Annotated in this window: 12 protein-coding genes and 1 pseudogene; 4 read left to right on the forward strand and 9 right to left on the reverse strand. The window is 43.6% G+C overall.

Translation table 11 applies throughout. The features are described 5' to 3' along the window. Positions 1-19 precede the first annotated feature (19 nt). The 9 genes from JCM10512_RS01740 to JCM10512_RS01770 form a co-directional block, all read right to left on the reverse strand. Positions 20-364: a hypothetical protein gene (locus tag JCM10512_RS01740; protein ID WP_044159806.1), complete on the reverse strand. Its 345-nt coding sequence runs from the start codon at positions 362-364 to the stop codon at positions 20-22. Positions 365-373: 9 nt separating this feature from the next. Then, the gene (locus JCM10512_RS01745) at positions 374-1,201 is read right to left on the reverse strand and encodes a DUF4249 family protein (RefSeq protein ID WP_044159808.1); all 828 of its coding nucleotides are present in this window, start codon (positions 1,199-1,201) and stop codon (positions 374-376) included. A gap of 40 nt (positions 1,202-1,241) precedes the next feature. Beyond that, positions 1,242-1,928 (reverse strand): TonB-dependent receptor, encoded by a 687-nt coding sequence (locus tag JCM10512_RS23000; protein WP_200869085.1) that lies wholly within the window; start codon positions 1,926-1,928, stop codon positions 1,242-1,244. Further along, complete coding sequence (locus JCM10512_RS01750) at positions 1,868-3,616, reverse strand: TonB-dependent receptor (protein WP_200869086.1); 1,749 nt, start codon at positions 3,614-3,616, stop codon at positions 1,868-1,870. The genes JCM10512_RS23000 and JCM10512_RS01750 overlap by 61 nt, the downstream gene beginning before the upstream one ends. A gap of 180 nt (positions 3,617-3,796) precedes the next feature. Then, complete coding sequence (locus JCM10512_RS24525; RefSeq protein WP_081741192.1) at positions 3,797-4,102, reverse strand: ATP-binding protein; 306 nt, start codon at positions 4,100-4,102, stop codon at positions 3,797-3,799. Between the two features lie 116 nt (positions 4,103-4,218). Then, positions 4,219-5,097: an AraC family transcriptional regulator gene (locus tag JCM10512_RS01755; RefSeq protein WP_081741193.1), complete on the reverse strand. Its 879-nt coding sequence runs from the start codon at positions 5,095-5,097 to the stop codon at positions 4,219-4,221. A 17-nt stretch (positions 5,098-5,114) separates the two neighbouring features. Then, positions 5,115-5,807, reverse strand: coding sequence for a LytR/AlgR family response regulator transcription factor (locus JCM10512_RS01760; protein WP_044159810.1), 693 nt, complete (start codon positions 5,805-5,807; stop codon positions 5,115-5,117). Further along, the gene (locus JCM10512_RS21125) at positions 5,804-6,829 is read right to left on the reverse strand and encodes a sensor histidine kinase (protein WP_158332171.1); all 1,026 of its coding nucleotides are present in this window, start codon (positions 6,827-6,829) and stop codon (positions 5,804-5,806) included. The genes JCM10512_RS01760 and JCM10512_RS21125 overlap by 4 nt, the downstream gene beginning before the upstream one ends. Before the next feature lie 25 nt (positions 6,830-6,854). Beyond that, complete coding sequence (locus JCM10512_RS01770; protein WP_044159812.1) at positions 6,855-7,118, reverse strand: hypothetical protein; 264 nt, start codon at positions 7,116-7,118, stop codon at positions 6,855-6,857. Between the two features lie 695 nt (positions 7,119-7,813). Between JCM10512_RS01770 and JCM10512_RS01775 the strand changes: the two genes are divergently transcribed. From JCM10512_RS01775 to JCM10512_RS01790, 4 genes and pseudogenes are all read left to right on the forward strand, one after another. Further along, entirely contained in the window at positions 7,814-8,086 is a 273-nt protein-coding gene (locus tag JCM10512_RS01775) for an aldo-keto reductase family protein (protein WP_148298226.1), read from the forward strand. Positions 8,087-9,185: 1,099 nt separating this feature from the next. Further along, a pseudogene (locus tag JCM10512_RS01780) lies at positions 9,186-11,578 on the forward strand (glycoside hydrolase family 31 protein). A 64-nt stretch (positions 11,579-11,642) separates the two neighbouring features. Next, a complete protein-coding gene (locus JCM10512_RS01785) occupies positions 11,643-13,004 on the forward strand; it encodes a glycoside hydrolase family 43 protein (protein ID WP_044159816.1) in 1,362 nt (453 codons plus the stop codon). 37 nt (positions 13,005-13,041) lie between these two features. Further along, a complete protein-coding gene (locus JCM10512_RS01790) occupies positions 13,042-15,681 on the forward strand; it encodes a glycoside hydrolase family 31 protein (RefSeq protein WP_044159818.1) in 2,640 nt (879 codons plus the stop codon). Positions 15,682-15,720: the final 39 nt, after the last annotated feature.

The following is a 15,720-nucleotide window of genomic DNA, read 5'->3' on the forward strand; positions in this document are numbered from 1 at the left end:
TTTAATAAATCATTCGGGGTTAATCCATTACCAAACAAACGAAGAGAACAGCTGTCAGAATTGTTACAAGTGTCAACAGCAAAGCCCCAATCGTTTCCCGACGCACCCCCAAACGTCTGGTTTGAAAATAGCCTCGCAGCAACTGCCAGTTCAGCATGGTATGCAAGACCGATAGGACGGTAAAAGTAAGTCCCGTGAAAATATGAATCACCGTGAACAGATGAATAAAGAAATCGATCTCCAGCGCTTCAAAAATCTGAATCACAATGGCCGTGATTACTAAGACAACGAGCGTAGCGGATAGCCCCACAGACACAAACTTGCGGCGACTGAACGGTTTGTTATGCGACATTTCCATAAGCATCAGTCTCTCTTATTTCTGAATGGTATACTCCTTAACATCCACTTCGGACAGCCGAAAGTACCCATAAGCGAAATTCTCATTGTTCGTCTGATTCACGATGTTGCCCCGAACAGCCGCAGGCGTTGTCGGGAAAGGGCGATCGTCATTGCCGGAAGCTAACAGGATTTTATTCATGTAGTTATAATATCTCTTTGAGATTCCGTACAGCTTCAGATTGACCACATCACCTACCTCCAAATCTTCATGTGAGTAATACACAGGCGTCAGGCTATCTTGGTTCTTCTCATTGTTTTCAACGCTATACTGCGGAAATATGACATGTCGCATCGCCACACTATACAGATAATAATTATACGTCGCACCGTTATCCTGATAGTAATAGGTGATTTCGATTTCATCACCCGCCATACCACCTTTATTATTCTGCTCGATGGTCTCTTCAATCGGGGGTGTACCAATCAGCGTCTCCGTAGCCGTGTAGGTTTCTCCATTCAGGGTGACAGCCAACGAGTAGGTCTCTCCAATAACGGGGACGAAATCGGTACAGCTATATTCTCCCTTACCGGAAGTCTCGATGAAGTCAAAAACGGTATTCTTTGTATTCGTCACCGTAATCGCTGCCCCTGAAACGGTGGGGAACTCCTTACTGTAATAGCCCGTCGTAGTGGTTAGCTTAATCTTCTGTTGATTACCGGACGTTCCCTTTGTCCAATCCACAGACGCATCGATAATCAATCGCGGTTCGGCCGTACTCAGATCAACATCGATAACCTCTTCGTGGCATCCGGACAGGCACAGCACCATCACTGCCAACAGAATTGTATGTACTATTTTCATCTTATCTATCTTTTATAAGTTAATAAAAAGGTCTGTTCGCTTAGAATTTGAAATTGTAGGTTACGCCGGGAATGATGCCGAAGATCGACAGTTTTTTCGCTTCACTAAGTCCGCTTGTCGCGTTCTGACCAAAATTATACGCGGCCGCATTCTTTCGATTGTAGACGTTGTAGAGGCTAAATACCCACTCACCCTGCCATCCTTTTCTCTTATTCGGATTTGGTGTATACGTTGCCGATAAGTCCAAGTGATGATATGCGGCGAGTGAATTCGCATTTCGCGTACCATAGTTTGCGACCGTAATTCCCTGATACTCGTATTTGCCGGTAGGAAATGTAGCGGCTTTGCCCGATTGAAAGGTAAAAGTCCCGCCCAAAGACCATTTCGCATGTAGCTGATAAGCAGCGGTAACCGATAAGTTATGCAGTTTATCATAATTAGCGCGATACCATTTCCCGTTGTTGATACCCGGTTCATTGGCATTGCGTCCGGGAGTCTGTTGCTCGGCTTTAGAAAGGGTATAAGAGAGCCAGCCGGTCAATCTTCCGGTATTCTTCTTCGCCATCAGCTCCAAGCCAAACGAACGCGCTTTACCATTCAGCAACACTCTCTCGATAGCTTTATGGGCAACGAGTTCGGCTCCATCGATATAATCCACTTTGTTTTTTATCGTCTTATAGAACGCTTCCACCTCCAAGGAATAGCTATCACCTGCGAAGTTTTGCATATACCCAATGCTACCTGATCGGTTATCTCAGGTTTCAGATACTTATCACTCGGTGCCCAGATATCAAGCGGTGTCGCAGATGCGGTATTGGATATTAAGTGGATGTACTGGCTCATGCGATTGTAACTCAACTTCAGTGATTTATCATCACTCAAGGCATAAGCGATCGCCAAGCGTGGTTCGAAATTGCCAAAACTGGCCATCGATTTCCCTTTGCCGTAACTGATTGTTCCCGTCGGTACCCCCTCTTCATAAATCCCGAACTCTGGATTGTAGACCACAGCTTGCCCATTTTCATACGTGCTTACCTCCTCTTTGCCTAAACGCTGAAAGTTACTATACCGAAGTCCATAGCTAACAGCCAACTTATCGGTAAGCTTTTGTTCCGCGCTAATATACAGCGCATTCTCGAATCCGTTTTTCTTCGCGATCTGGTCGGGCAACACCCCGGACGTTTCATCGAAAGGCCGGATTGTACCCGGATTAAACTGATAATAGATCGAATTCAGACCGTAGTTCAGGACTAAATTATTTGACAGATAATGCTTGAAATCGTACTTGAAATTATAATTGCGCACATTGGATTTCCAATCGATGCCTGCGAATTTGATTTTCAACCCGTAGTTATAATCACTATAAATGGCCGACATATTCGAGAATATCTTATCCGTAAATATATGGTTCCACCGGGTATTGAAAAGGATGTTGCCATAATTGTTCACCAGAGATTTATTCATGTCGAATACGTCATTACCCAAATATCCGGAGATGAAAAGGTTGTTCTTATCGTTGAATCGATAATTCAGCTTGGCGTTCAAGTCATAGAAATAGGCTGAGTTCGGTTCGTCAGCCAACTTCAGGAGCAGATGCGCATAGGTTCCTCTTCCCGCCACGACAAAAGAGCTCTTGTCCTTCACGATCGGCCCTTCAACCAACAGCCGACTGGCGATCAGCCCGATACCACCATTCACGTGATATTCTTTATTATTCCCCTCTTTCTGATAGATGTCCAACACCGAGGAAGCCCGACCGCCGAAATTGGCCGGAATACCTCCTTTGTATAATTTCAGGTCTTTAATCACATCGGAATTGAAAACGGAGAAGAATCCGAATAGATGCGAAGTGTTGTAAACCACCGCTTCATCGAGCAGCACGAGATTCCCGTCCACCGAACCTCCGCGTACATTAAACCCTGACGCTCCCTCTTGCGCGTTGGTTACTCCGGGAAGCTGCAACAACGATTTCAGTACATCGACCTCTCCCATCACTGCCGGCATCTTCTTTATCGTACTGATGGGCAGCTTGTTCACACTCATCTCCGGTTTGAAAATCCGGGTTTTATTCTCATCAACAGTGATCACGACCTCGCCTAATGTTGCGCTTTTTTCAACCATCGAAAAGTTCTTAGTCATGCTTTCTGTCAGTGAGATACGCTCCTGAATCGTTTCAAAGCCCACATAGCTGATGAGGACGTCATACTCTCCTTTGGGTAGTGTGATGGAATAAAAGCCGTAGGAGTTCGTAACCGTAGAACCGCCTCTTGCCTGGGAAATAAGAATACTCGCACCAATCAGCGTTTCATTATTAGCCTGATCGGCAACAGTGCCACTTAACGTGAATTTTTCTTGCGAGTAAACAGTCAATGCAGTTGTCAAGAGCCATAGCACACACAAAATCGTTGTCTTCATCCGGTTTATCTATTAGAGTTCATATTCATATCGTCAAGTATAATTACGATGCAAATATGAGAGCAATAACAGAACGGTGAAAATTTCTGAGAAGAAGGGGCGGATTTATGCGAAGAACGCAGTTCTATCCAAGCAAGCGGGGTGTTAATGCGGCCTTTTCAAGCGTCGCATTCCACCAAGTCACACTAAAGGAGTGGCAGACGATTCCATCTGCCCGCGACTAACGATTTCCAATGCATTGAATTTACATACAGCAAGACAATCTCCACAGGCGGTACATTTGTTCGGATTCAATACAATGCGCCGTCCGGCTTCGGTGTTCACAACCTCCAGGGCCTTCCGACGGCACTTTTTCACACAGCGTTGACACCGGGTACAATTCTCGTCCACAACGTTGACAACTTTGCTTCTGGCACGTTTATGTCTAAAGTATCCGAGCGTAAAAAAGAGTAAAAGCACACTTGCAATGATAATATAGGTAGTCATTTTCTAACAGGCAATTATAATCAAATTTCATACAACGCAACAAGTTCTTTGTTACGCCTGCAAAATTACAGGAGTACAGCCGGGTAGGAAATAGCGAAAAGACGGAAGGAGTTGGACTATTCGTGGATTTTCCGTCGAAATGTAGCAGGCGATAGCCCCACTGTTTTTGAAAATAAGCGGGAGAAATAGGTATGATCTTCGTAACCCAAGGCAAAAGCGATCTCTTTCACATTCAAATCGGTATGGTAGAGCAGGCGTTTTGCTTCTAATACCACCTGCTGATGAATCCAGTAGCTTACCGGAAATCCGGTGATATTCTTGACCGATTCATTCAGGTGCGAAAGTGAATAATTGAGCCTTTGGGCATAGTCGGAAGGGCTTTTAAGCGTTTTGAAGTTGGCCGACAACAACTCCCTGAATTGAAAAGCGATCCATGCAGCTCGGGATTTGTTCTGCTGCAAACTGTCTGGCTGCTCTGCATATTGCTCTGCCATAATACCGATAAACACGTTTGCCAAGTTTAAAACATGGTCATTGCTGAATGCAGTCTGTTTGGCTTGCAGAATCGCACGCAGCAGATGGGCGGTCTGTCCCAGTCTCTCAGCAACGGGTGCGTCTAACGAGATCGGTCTTTGTGTGAAAAGTTGCCCTTCAAACGTGTTTTTATATTTTTTATCAACCAGCGTTGCATCAATAGCCAGCAACCATCCGCCTGCACCTTGGACGGAAGGGGCAAAGTGTACCTGCCCGGGACGAATAAAGATTATGGAATCCTCCTGCAACTGTATTTCTTCAAAATCAAGCATAAACACAGCCGATGCCTTTTTTAAAAACAGAAACAGATAATAATCATCCCGATGAATCGTATTTTTATTCGATTGCAGCATCATTTTCTCATAGTCATCCGTCATCTCCGCATAACCGAATTCGATGCCGAGGGGAGATAGGGAATCCATATGATGAACTGGGATAACGGGTTGTTTGGGGTCTTTCATGATTGCGTCAAGGTGTTTTAAGAAGAATAACGATTCAGAAAATCATCGGCATAAGTTCTGCCAATGGGGAACTCTTTGTCGCCAAGAACCAGCGTGGTTCCTCTCACAGACTCTATTTTACTGAACGGAACAATGAAGCTGCGATGTACCCGAATGAAATCCTTCGAGTTTAATTTCTCCATCATATCCTTCATAGACATCCGGGCGACAATCGTTTTCCGGTCTTTAATGTGAATTTTAAGATAGTCGGCCAGCCCTTCAATGTATAGAATATCGGCCAAAGGAATCTTCACCAAGCTAAAATCGGCACGCACGAATATGTTCTCATCCGTATTTTCACCTCGCTTATTGATGTAATCAAAATAGTCCTGCGCTTTGGATATCGCTTGCGTGAACCGTTTCAGGTTGATCGGTTTAAGTAGATAATCAATAGCATTCAACTCATAGCTAACCACCGCATATTCGCTGTAAGCCGTAGTGAAAATCACCATTGTTTTTTGTGGCAAGGCTTTCACTAGGTTAATCCCACTCATAGCCGGCATCTGGATATCACAGAAGATTAGATCGACCGGATATTTATGTAAATACCGGAGTGCTTCGCTAGGTTGCGTAAATGTCTTTTGCAGATTAACACCGTTGCTTCTCTCGCACAGAGACTTAATCACGACAAGCGCTAACGGTTCATCATCGATGGCTATTGCATGTATCATAGTAGATTGATGTATAAAGAGACCAGAAACTGCTTTTCGGTGTCATTGATAACCAACAAATGCTTGGAAGGATAAATTAAATTCAACCGATGCTTCGTGTTCTCAATGCCTAACCCGCTTTTCTCATACATATTCTGCTGAATATTCACTTTATTGTTCGTCACACTCAACCGGAGTTCGTGCTTATTCATCATTATTTCTATTTGAATGTGACTTTTCTGCTCTGAGTTTACCCCATGCTTAAACGCGTTTTCAACAAAGGGGATCAGCAACATAGGCGCAATTTGTAAGTCGGGCACCGGCTCGACACAGCTATATTCCAGCGTCACGCTCCTGTCCAAACGCATTCGCTGCAACTCTATATAATTATTGATGTAATTTAGTTCGTCTTCAAGCAACACAAAGTCCTGTTGCGTATCTCGCATCGTGTAGCGCATCATCTCCGAAAGCTTATCGATCATATCAGCTGCCTTGGGGGAGCTGTCGATCACGGTAGCGTAAATATTATTTAGTGTATTAAATAGGAAATGAGGATTAATCTGCGATTTGAGAGACGCTATTTGAGCGGAAAGCCTTTCGTGTTCCGCTTGCTTGAGCCGATTATAAAACGTCCATAAGATAGACGAACCAATCGCCAAAAGCCACAACGCGACTGCATTGACCATAATGACCGGAATGATTTTTTCCACAATCGGATCGATCTCCATCAAGCCTTGGGGACTGAAATCCGAAAAGAAGAAGATAGCACCTAAGAGAGCCAATACAGCGGCTATCATCAACAGCAGGCATAGGATATAGAGTCCGTTTCTTCTTGAAACCAGCAACTTGGGAATGAGAACGAAATAGTTGAAGTAGAAGGTTATCAACAGCACACCGCTGATCGTAAAGCAGAGCAGCAGATACTTAACATCAAAAGCAGGATCTAATGAATTAAAAACCTGATCCGTTGAAATATAGGGAATAACCAGCAACAATAACCAGACTAAGGTATGTATGGCAATTGTGAGTCGTTTAGCTCTCATAATCATATCTGAAATAATGTGCAAATTAAAGATTTGTTTCCTTCTCTCCAAAAAAATGAGAAGAAGATACCGAATTTGTAGATGGACGTACAAACACCTCCGTGCAAACAAGTATTGTTCTGCCCGGAAACAAGGCTAGTTTTACCCCCAAACAATACTTCTTTTGCTCATCGAGAAGCTTTGCCAAACGACGGAAAGTAGTTTTCACGATCATCGGCATACGCATTCCGCAACGACTATCGGTGGCAAGCATCTTTGTTTCTCTTTCCGGATTATTTCTTGAACTCATAACGACATTGGCTTTTATTGTTTTTTTAAACAGGGTCAGTAGCGATCTGGCGGGCTCCGTTTAGTTCCTATGGCAAAGGAATGCAATTCTTCCGAGAACATAAAAACGTCTTTTTGGCTGAAAAAGGGGCATTTTAACGTATTTCACAGAAACTCGTGCCAGCAGTCTAAATATCCGCCTACAGTACCTTCTCGGGCACTTCCCATAAACGGGTGAGCAAGCCGTCTGCTCCGCCTACTCGTCCACAGAGGTGACGAGCCAAGTAGGAAGGCAAGCTCCGAACCGCACCGTGAATAGCTTCCTGCGGCGATTTCGAAACTTTCGAAGGTGATTACAGGCCGTTTCAGATGCAGCTTCCGAAATACGTTGAAAACCCTCTTTTGGGGCAAAATAACGTCTTTCGCGAGCCGGTTATTTAACCTTTTTTATCCGAACACCTCCTTTTTACTCTATAATATCTATTCTTATATTGTATATAGAGTGAGGGGGGGGATTTTTTAGTAGTGGCCTACTACTAAAAAAACGCGCCCCCTTCTTAATAATTAAGATTGTATCGCGCGCGATCAGGCGCACGTGCGCGCGTAAGAAATGGAAACAAAGTCTCTTTGTTGGGATATGCTTGTATACATTAGCCTACCAGTTATTCCAAAGATGAAGAGGCGGAGGTTATCGATTGGGGTGCAGTCAATGAACCGGTGGACTATGTCGATTACTATCTGCTTTACTCCATAAGAGCCAGCGGCTTGAAACATTTTAACGAACACGACATTAGCAATGGTACGCTTGACTTCCTGATTAAGAACTTAGAAGCGGGGCAAATTCGTCACCTAGGGTGGTCTTTTCACGGGGATATTGAAGTATTCGATAAGGTATTGGCAATGCCCAAGGAGGTACAGTGGGATTTCGTTCAAATCCAATTGAATTATATAGACTGGCACCATGCAAAAGGAGACAACATTATTGCATAATAACTTTACAATGCGCTAGATAAATATCAAATTCCAGCTATCGCTATGGAGCTGTAACTTGGGGGACGCTTGGCAAATGTTCCGCAACGTATCCTGAAGCAGTTAAAAAAATGTCGCTTCACTGACAGCATTGCTTCATGGGCTTAATATCCCGGTAATGTTCGTTCATTATAATGCATGCAGAATAAGGATTTGATTCGTTCGGTATCATAGGAGCTACAACATACGAGGCCCGCTGATGAAATTAGGAACGGAGAACGACTACCCGGATAGGGTGCGGCGTGCAAAAAGGAACGAAATGTACGGGCATAAAAAAAGGCTATCTATCCCAGACAGCCAATCTTTGTTAACCTTAAATCTAATACTATGAAAAACACATTGCAAATGTACGATCTTTCTGGATATTAGGAAATTTTCAGTCCAAATCGAACGATAAAATAACACGGTTTAATAGTATCGATTCGAGATTAACAATTCGAGACTTTCCTGTTAACATTTAACAGTTCCATTCACATTTCAAGATGTATGCATACAATAATCCTACCCAGTTTATGAATTTGTCTTTGCATATCATTGATAACAAAAAGCTTTCTGAAGCCAATAGAGTGTCTGATCTAATATAAGAAATAGCAAGTTCAACACCATAACTCCTTTTATTTGCCAACTTGGTGAAATTGAATGCATTGAAAAGGTTTTAATTGGCTGAACCGTTTTTAAAATAAGTTAAAACCTTTAAACATGTAACATGCAAAAAAGGATCTGTAACCTGAATATTGTAAAACAAAACATATATAGCCTATTTTTGTGTAGCCATTTGAGTACAGAAAGACAGAACGCTCTATTTTCTGTACGGCACAATCTTAATTCACTAATATAACGAGAGGCATCATGAGAAAAGTCCGAACGATCCTGCTACCCGTATTCATTACCAGAAAACACCTTGATCATGATCGTCAAAGGCGACAACAATAGGGCTGTAGGTGACCTACATTGATCTTTCCTCCTCGCCTCCGGCTTACTATTTCCAGCTAATACTGTTTTGAAGTAAAAGCTTATGATTCATAATGAAGCATTAAACCCGAATTCTAATACATAGCTTATGAAAAAGATCTTTTTATCCTTCTCCTTTCTACTTCTGGCCATACAACTTTATGCCCAGAGCTTTGACAAAACTACATCCGGAATAACAACCAATATTAATGGTGTAGCTATTGAAATACAGTTCTACAATGCCTCAACAGTTCGAATATTGAAAGCCCCTCAGGGGTATAGTTACACTAAAAAAAGTTTGTCTGTAATAGCCGAACCTCAACCTGTTGATTTCGCTATTAAACAGAACGGTGACCACATCAGATTGAAAAGCCATGCTATCCAGGTCGATGTGAACACGACATCCGGTGCGGTGTCTTTCTTTACAACCGGAGGCCAAGCGCTATTTACCGAAAAAGACTCAGGCCCTCAATTTACAGCCGTTAATGATGCAGGAGTAAATACGTTTAAGGTATATCAGCCTTTTGTATTAGATGCGGATGAAGCAATTTACGGATTAGGACAATTGCAGAATGGAAAGATGGTACAACGCAATATGCGGAAGTATCTTATTCAAGGGAATACCGAAGACGTGATAACCTTCTTTCAATCGGTAAAAGGATATGGCGTTTTTTGGGATAATTATTCGCCTACCCTTTTCTTGGATAATGAAAAAGAAACATCTTTTGACTCGGAAGTAGGCGACTGTATCGATTATTATTTCATGTATGGCAAGAATGCCGATGGCGTTATAGCTCAGATGCGGAGCCTAACAGGAGAAGTCCCCATGTTCCCCTTGTGGACATATGGTATTGGCAAAGCAAAGAGCGCTATAAAACTCAAAATGAGATCGTAGGGGTCGTACAAAAGTATCGCGAGCTTGGTGTTCCTCTTGACGGAATTATTCAGGATTGGCAATATTGGGGCAACAATTATCTGTGGAATGCAATGGAATTCCTTAATGGTGAGTTCTATAACCCCCAAAAGATGCTGAATGACATTCACGGGATGAATGCACATATGGTCATATCGATATGGTCGTCTTTTGGCCCTCACACCAAACCTTATAAAGCACTCAACGAGAAAGGAATGCTTTTCAATTTCAAGACATGGCCACAAGCAGGCACCGACACCTGGCCACCTAACCCCGACTATCCTTCGGGAGTCCGCGTCTATGACCCTTATCATCCTGAAGCACGTGATATTTATTGGAAGCACTTGAACCAAGGCCTTTTTTCACTCGGAGTGGACGGTTGGTGGATGGATTCCACGGAACCGGATCATTTAGATCAGCAGGCGGAAGATATGGATACTCAAACGTATCTGGGCTCATTCCGGAAGGTACGAAACGCTTATCCGCTAATGACTGTTGGAGGTGTATATGATCACCAACGGGCAACATCCTCTGACAAACGCGTGTTCATCCTCACCCGTTCGGCCTTTGCCGGACAACAACGTTATGGTTCCAATACTTGGACAGGGGACGTGGTTTCTACATGGGAAGTACTTGGGAAACAGATTCCTGCCGGTCTTAACTTCTCTCTTTGTGGTATTCCGCATTGGAACAGTGATATAGGTGGATTCTTTCTATGGGAATATCCCCGGAAACTAAACGACCCCGATTATCGGGAACTCTATACCAGATGGTTGCAATTTGGCACATTCACTCCGATGATGCGTTCACATGGTGCCGATGCTCCGCGCGAAATATATCAGTTCGGAGCAAAAGGACAACCTGTTTATGATGCTATTGAAAAGTTCATTCACTTGCGCTACAGCTTGTTGCCTTATATCTATTCTACATCATGGGAGGTATCGGCTCATCAATCAAGTATGATCCGTGCCTTATTCATGGATTTCGCATCCGACAAAAAGGTATGGGATATCAACGATCAGTATATGTTTGGGAAATCACTGTTAGTATGCCCCGTTATTGAGCCTATGTATACCCAAATCCAGGTTAATGGGAAAGATTCCATCCGTGTTGAAGATTTCTCATCAATAAAATCCAGCAAAGTATATCTACCGGAAGGATGTGATTGGTACGATTTCTGGACCCATGAAAAGCAAACAGGCGGGCAAACGATAAACAAGGAAACACCAATCGATATCATTCCTTTATACGTCAGGGCCGGTAGTATTTTACCTATCGGGCCTAAAGTACAATACGCGACAGAGAAAAAGTGGGATGATATGGAGCTGCGCATATACAAAGGTGCAAACGGTTCATTTACATTCTATGAAGATGAATTTGATAATTATAATTATGAACAGGGGAAATATACGGAAATACCTATTACGTGGAAAGATTCTTCCAACACACTCACCATCGGGAATCGAAAAGGCCAGTATAAAGGTATGTTACAACAACGTAAATTCAGACTTGTTTTAATCGAACCCGGCAGCGTAAATCCAATGAAAGAGGTTATCTATACCGGCAAATCCATTACAGTTAAACTCTAGTGTTACAAGTATTGAAACCACAGCATATAAATAATAAAGAAAAGAATCATTAAAGAAAAGCTACATGAAGAAACTGATTATTCCCGCCCTATTTGCAATCGTTATATCCGGAAACGTATGTCGGGCTCAAAACCCAATTATACAAACGATGTACACGGCCGACCCGGCTCCGATGGTATACAATGACAAACTCTATCTATACACGTCTCACGATGAGGACAACTCAACGTGGTTTACCATGAACAACTGGAAACTGTACACTACAACCGATATGGTAAACTGGACAGACCACGGTGTTACATTGAAGTTCTCGGATTTTAGTTGGGCTAAAGGCGATGCCTGGGCAGCTCAATGCATTGAAAGAGATGGTAAGTTTTATATGTACGTTCCGATGATCAATAAAGAGAACAACAGTCCTGCGGTAGGTGTAGCGGTAGCAGACAGCCCTTATGGACCATTCTATGACCCGTTAGGGAAGCCGCTTGTACAAACAAAAGCGGGTGATATTGACCCGACAGTTTTTATCGACAACGACGGGCAAGCTTATCTGTATTGGGGAAATCCCAATTGCTACTATGTAAAGCTGAACGAAAACATGATCTCTTATAAAGGAGAGATCGTAAGTATTCCAATGACAACGGAGAGTTTCGGAAAACGCGATAACGACCCTAAAAGAAACACATTATACGAAGAAGCCCCTTGGTTGTATAAACGACAGAATCTGTATTATCTGTTATGGGCTGGCGGTCCTATTCCCGAGCATTTGGGCTATTCGACCAGCAAAAGCCCTACCGGGCCGTGGAAGTACCGGGGAGTACTGATGCCCACAGAGGGAAAAAGCTTCACCAATCATCCGGGCATAATCGACTTCAGAGGTAAAACCTACCTTTTCTATCACAATGGTGATTTACCTGGTGGAAGCGGCTTCACCCGTTCGGTATGTGTTGACGAGGTTAAATTCAATGCGGATGGTTCCATTCAACCGCTTAAGATGACCAAGGAGGGTATCGTTAAAGGGGTTGGAGTTGTGAACCCGTATGTTCAAAACGAGGCCGAAACCATCGCTTGGTCGGAAGGCGTGAAAGCTTCCCAAAATAAAACAGTGGGCGTATTTGTTACGGCTATGCACGATGGGGCATACATCAAAGTCCGCGATGTTGATTTTAGAAACAAAGGAGCCGAGAAGTTCGCAGCCAGATTAGGTACAACTCATAACAACCCCATAACAATGGAGATCCGACTTGGTAGTGTGGATGGTAAATTAATTGGCACAGTAGGAGTTCCCCGTACAGGAGGGAGCGACAGATGGGAGGTGAAAACGATCGATATTCAGAAAACAACAGGCATACACGACCTTTATTTCGTATTTAAAGGCAATGTAAATACTGAAATTATGTTTTTTGACTATTGGATGTTTGCCGAATAATCTTCGAACCCCTCAGCTAATCTTTAAATAAAAAGCTATGAAAATAATCTCCAAAGGAATAGTTCTATTACTATTATGGAGTATATTGTTACTTCACGCCTCTTGGACATCCGGTAGCTATAAAGATACCGGAAAAGAACTAATTATTGACTTACCTGAAGGCAAACTTTCGCTTATACCGTTGAATCAGAATTCGGTGCGCGTTCAGTTCTTCCAACAGGGCTCAACCCGCTTGGAAGAACTTATCTACACAGAAAATGTGCAGAGCCCTAAATACACGATAAAGGAAACCAGCGAGGAAATTACCTTCAGGTTGCAGCGTCTTTCTGTTGTATTCGATAAACACAAAGAAACGCTTACCTTTAAAGACCCAAACGGTCGCGTACTGTTGCAGGAAAAGGCAGGAGGACGGTTTATGGAGAGTTCTACGATACAAGGAACACCAACTTACAAGGTTGAACAACAGTTTCTGTCTCCCAAAGATGAATACCTGTATGGTACAGGGCAATTCCAAGATGGTTATTTGAATATCAGAGGGCTTAGCCGACGACTGACGCAGGTAAATACTCAGATTGCTATCCCGTTTGTCCTTTCGAGCAAGGGCTACGGCTTACTTTGGAACAATTATGGGCTCACAGACTTTAACCCCTCAGATCAGTCTATACAGTTAGCCCCCATACCGAATAAAAGTGAAACACTCACAGTAGATGCCACAAGTACAAGTGGGAATAAACGCGAGGTTAGACAAATAAACGCTTTCACAGCCTCTATGGAGATCCCCGAAGAGGGACATTATTCCCTTTTATTGGATGTTGGTCAACGAATGGCACGGAAGCATTACCTTTCCGTTGATGGACAGAATGTAATAGATGTGAATAATATATGGCTACCGCCAACCACTTCGATTATCATCGAGATGCAAAAAGGAAAGCATGAGATTGAAGTCCAGGGAGACCAAAAAGATCAGCCAATATTGTACTGGCACAAAGTGACCGACCAAACGGCTTTCCGCTCGCCTGTTGCGCAAGCATTAGATTACACCGTATTCGCGGGTACAGCTGATGAGGTTATCGGCAGTTACCGGGAACTGACAGGCCCCGCACCCATGATGCCTTTATGGAGCTTAGGATATATTCATTGCCGCGAACGTTACAACACACAACAGGAATTGCTTGAGAACGCTCGCGAATTCCGTCAGCGGAAGCTACCTATCGATGTCATTGTACAAGACTGGCAATACTGGGGAAAGCACGGTTGGAATGCCATGCGGTTTGACGAAGAACGATATCCTGACCCGGTCGGAATGGTTCGTGAGCTTCATGATATGAATATTCGGCTAATGGTTTCGGTATGGTCCAAAATCGATCCGAATTCAGAAGTAGGAAAACAAGTCTCGGCAAAAGGGTATTATATTCCCGAAAGTGAATGGGTGGACTTTTTCAATCCGGAAGCTGCTGCCTTTTATTGGTCGAATTTCAGTAAGAAGCTCTTGAAGGCGTATCACATAGACGCTTGGTGGCAAGATGCCACAGAGCCAGAGAACGACGACCTGCAAAATCGCCGGATCAATAGCGGCCGTATGCCCGGTGAACTTCTCCGCAACGTTTATCCCATGTATGTAAACAAAACGGTGTATGAGGGCCTGCGCAAAGATGATCCTGACAGGCGTGCACTCATACTTACCCGCAGCGGATTCTCAGGTATGCAGCGCTATGCTGCTGCCACATGGTCGGGTGATGTTGGGCACGATTGGGAAACGTTACGCCGTCAGATTGCCGGAGGATTGAGTCAGATGGCTACCGGACTTCCCTGGTGGACGTATGATGCCGGTGGTTTCTTCCGCCCGTCCAACCAATACACCAACACGGAGTTTCACGAACAGTTTTTACGTTGGCTTCAGACGGCCACTTTCTTCCCCTTACTGCGCGTTCATGGATATATGAGCCAGACGGAACCTTGGAGATATGGTAAAGAAGTAGAACGTATTACGACTCAATACCTTAATTTACGATATCGGATGTTACCGTATATTTACTCGCAATCCGCTGCTGTATCTTTTGCCGGATCTACACTGATGCGTCCATTAGTTATGGACTTCCCTACCGACCATCAGGCTCTGGAACAACGGCACGAGTTTATGTTCGGCCCGTCTTTACTTGTAGCCCCTGTTACAGAAGGGCAAGTAAAGCAGTGGAATGTTTACCTACCCAAACATACCGAAGGTTGGATTGATTTCTGGAGTGGTGAGAACATGAATGGTGGACAGTCTGTAAAGGTCAACGTTACATTAGGGAAAATACCCTTGTTTGTAAAAGCCGGTTCGATACTTCCTTTAGGACCGGAGAAACAATATACTTCCGAGAACACGGATAAGCCGTGGGAAATACGCATTTATCCCGGAGCCGATGCTACGTTTACGGTATACGAAGACGAAGGCGACAATTATAACTATGAGAAGGGGAAATCTGCTACCTTCCAACTGAAATGGAAAGATACAGAGAAGATACTGGAAATCAGTGACCGTAAAGGTTCGTTTACCGGCATGAAAAAGGATCTGATATTGAATATCACGGTGGTTAGTCCCCAGCAAGGAATAGGAGTTAAAGCATCTACCCCAACCCAAACTGTAACCTATTCAGGAAAACTAATGCAGGTTTGTAGTGCACAGAACGAATGACTGAGTCAAGACTGACAAAGTCAAAGCATACGATAACAC

It is taken from the genome of Bacteroides reticulotermitis JCM 10512 (genome assembly GCF_000517545.1).
Taxonomy (GTDB): Bacteria; Bacteroidota; Bacteroidia; order Bacteroidales; family Bacteroidaceae; genus Bacteroides; species Bacteroides reticulotermitis.

Excerpts from the sequence above, each read along its gene's own strand:
- JCM10512_RS01740 (WP_044159806.1), bottom strand. The coding sequence starts at position 364 with ATGCTTATGGAAATGTCGCATAACAAACCGTTCAGTCGCCGCAAGTTT.
- JCM10512_RS01745 (WP_044159808.1), bottom strand. The coding sequence starts at position 1,201 with ATGAAAATAGTACATACAATTCTGTTGGCAGTGATGGTGCTGTGCCTG.
- JCM10512_RS23000 (WP_200869085.1), bottom strand. The coding sequence starts at position 1,928 with ATGCAAAACTTCGCAGGTGATAGCTATTCCTTGGAGGTGGAAGCGTTC.
- JCM10512_RS01750 (WP_200869086.1), bottom strand. The coding sequence starts at position 3,616 with ATGAAGACAACGATTTTGTGTGTGCTATGGCTCTTGACAACTGCATTG.
- JCM10512_RS24525 (WP_081741192.1), bottom strand. The coding sequence starts at position 4,102 with ATGACTACCTATATTATCATTGCAAGTGTGCTTTTACTCTTTTTTACG.
- JCM10512_RS01755 (WP_081741193.1), bottom strand. The coding sequence starts at position 5,097 with ATGAAAGACCCCAAACAACCCGTTATCCCAGTTCATCATATGGATTCC.
- JCM10512_RS01760 (WP_044159810.1), bottom strand. The coding sequence starts at position 5,807 with ATGATACATGCAATAGCCATCGATGATGAACCGTTAGCGCTTGTCGTG.
- JCM10512_RS21125 (WP_158332171.1), bottom strand. The coding sequence starts at position 6,829 with ATGAGAGCTAAACGACTCACAATTGCCATACATACCTTAGTCTGGTTA.
- JCM10512_RS01770 (WP_044159812.1), bottom strand. The coding sequence starts at position 7,118 with ATGAGTTCAAGAAATAATCCGGAAAGAGAAACAAAGATGCTTGCCACC.
- JCM10512_RS01785 (WP_044159816.1), top strand. The coding sequence starts at position 11,643 with ATGAAGAAACTGATTATTCCCGCCCTATTTGCAATCGTTATATCCGGA.
- JCM10512_RS01790 (WP_044159818.1), top strand. The coding sequence starts at position 13,042 with ATGAAAATAATCTCCAAAGGAATAGTTCTATTACTATTATGGAGTATA.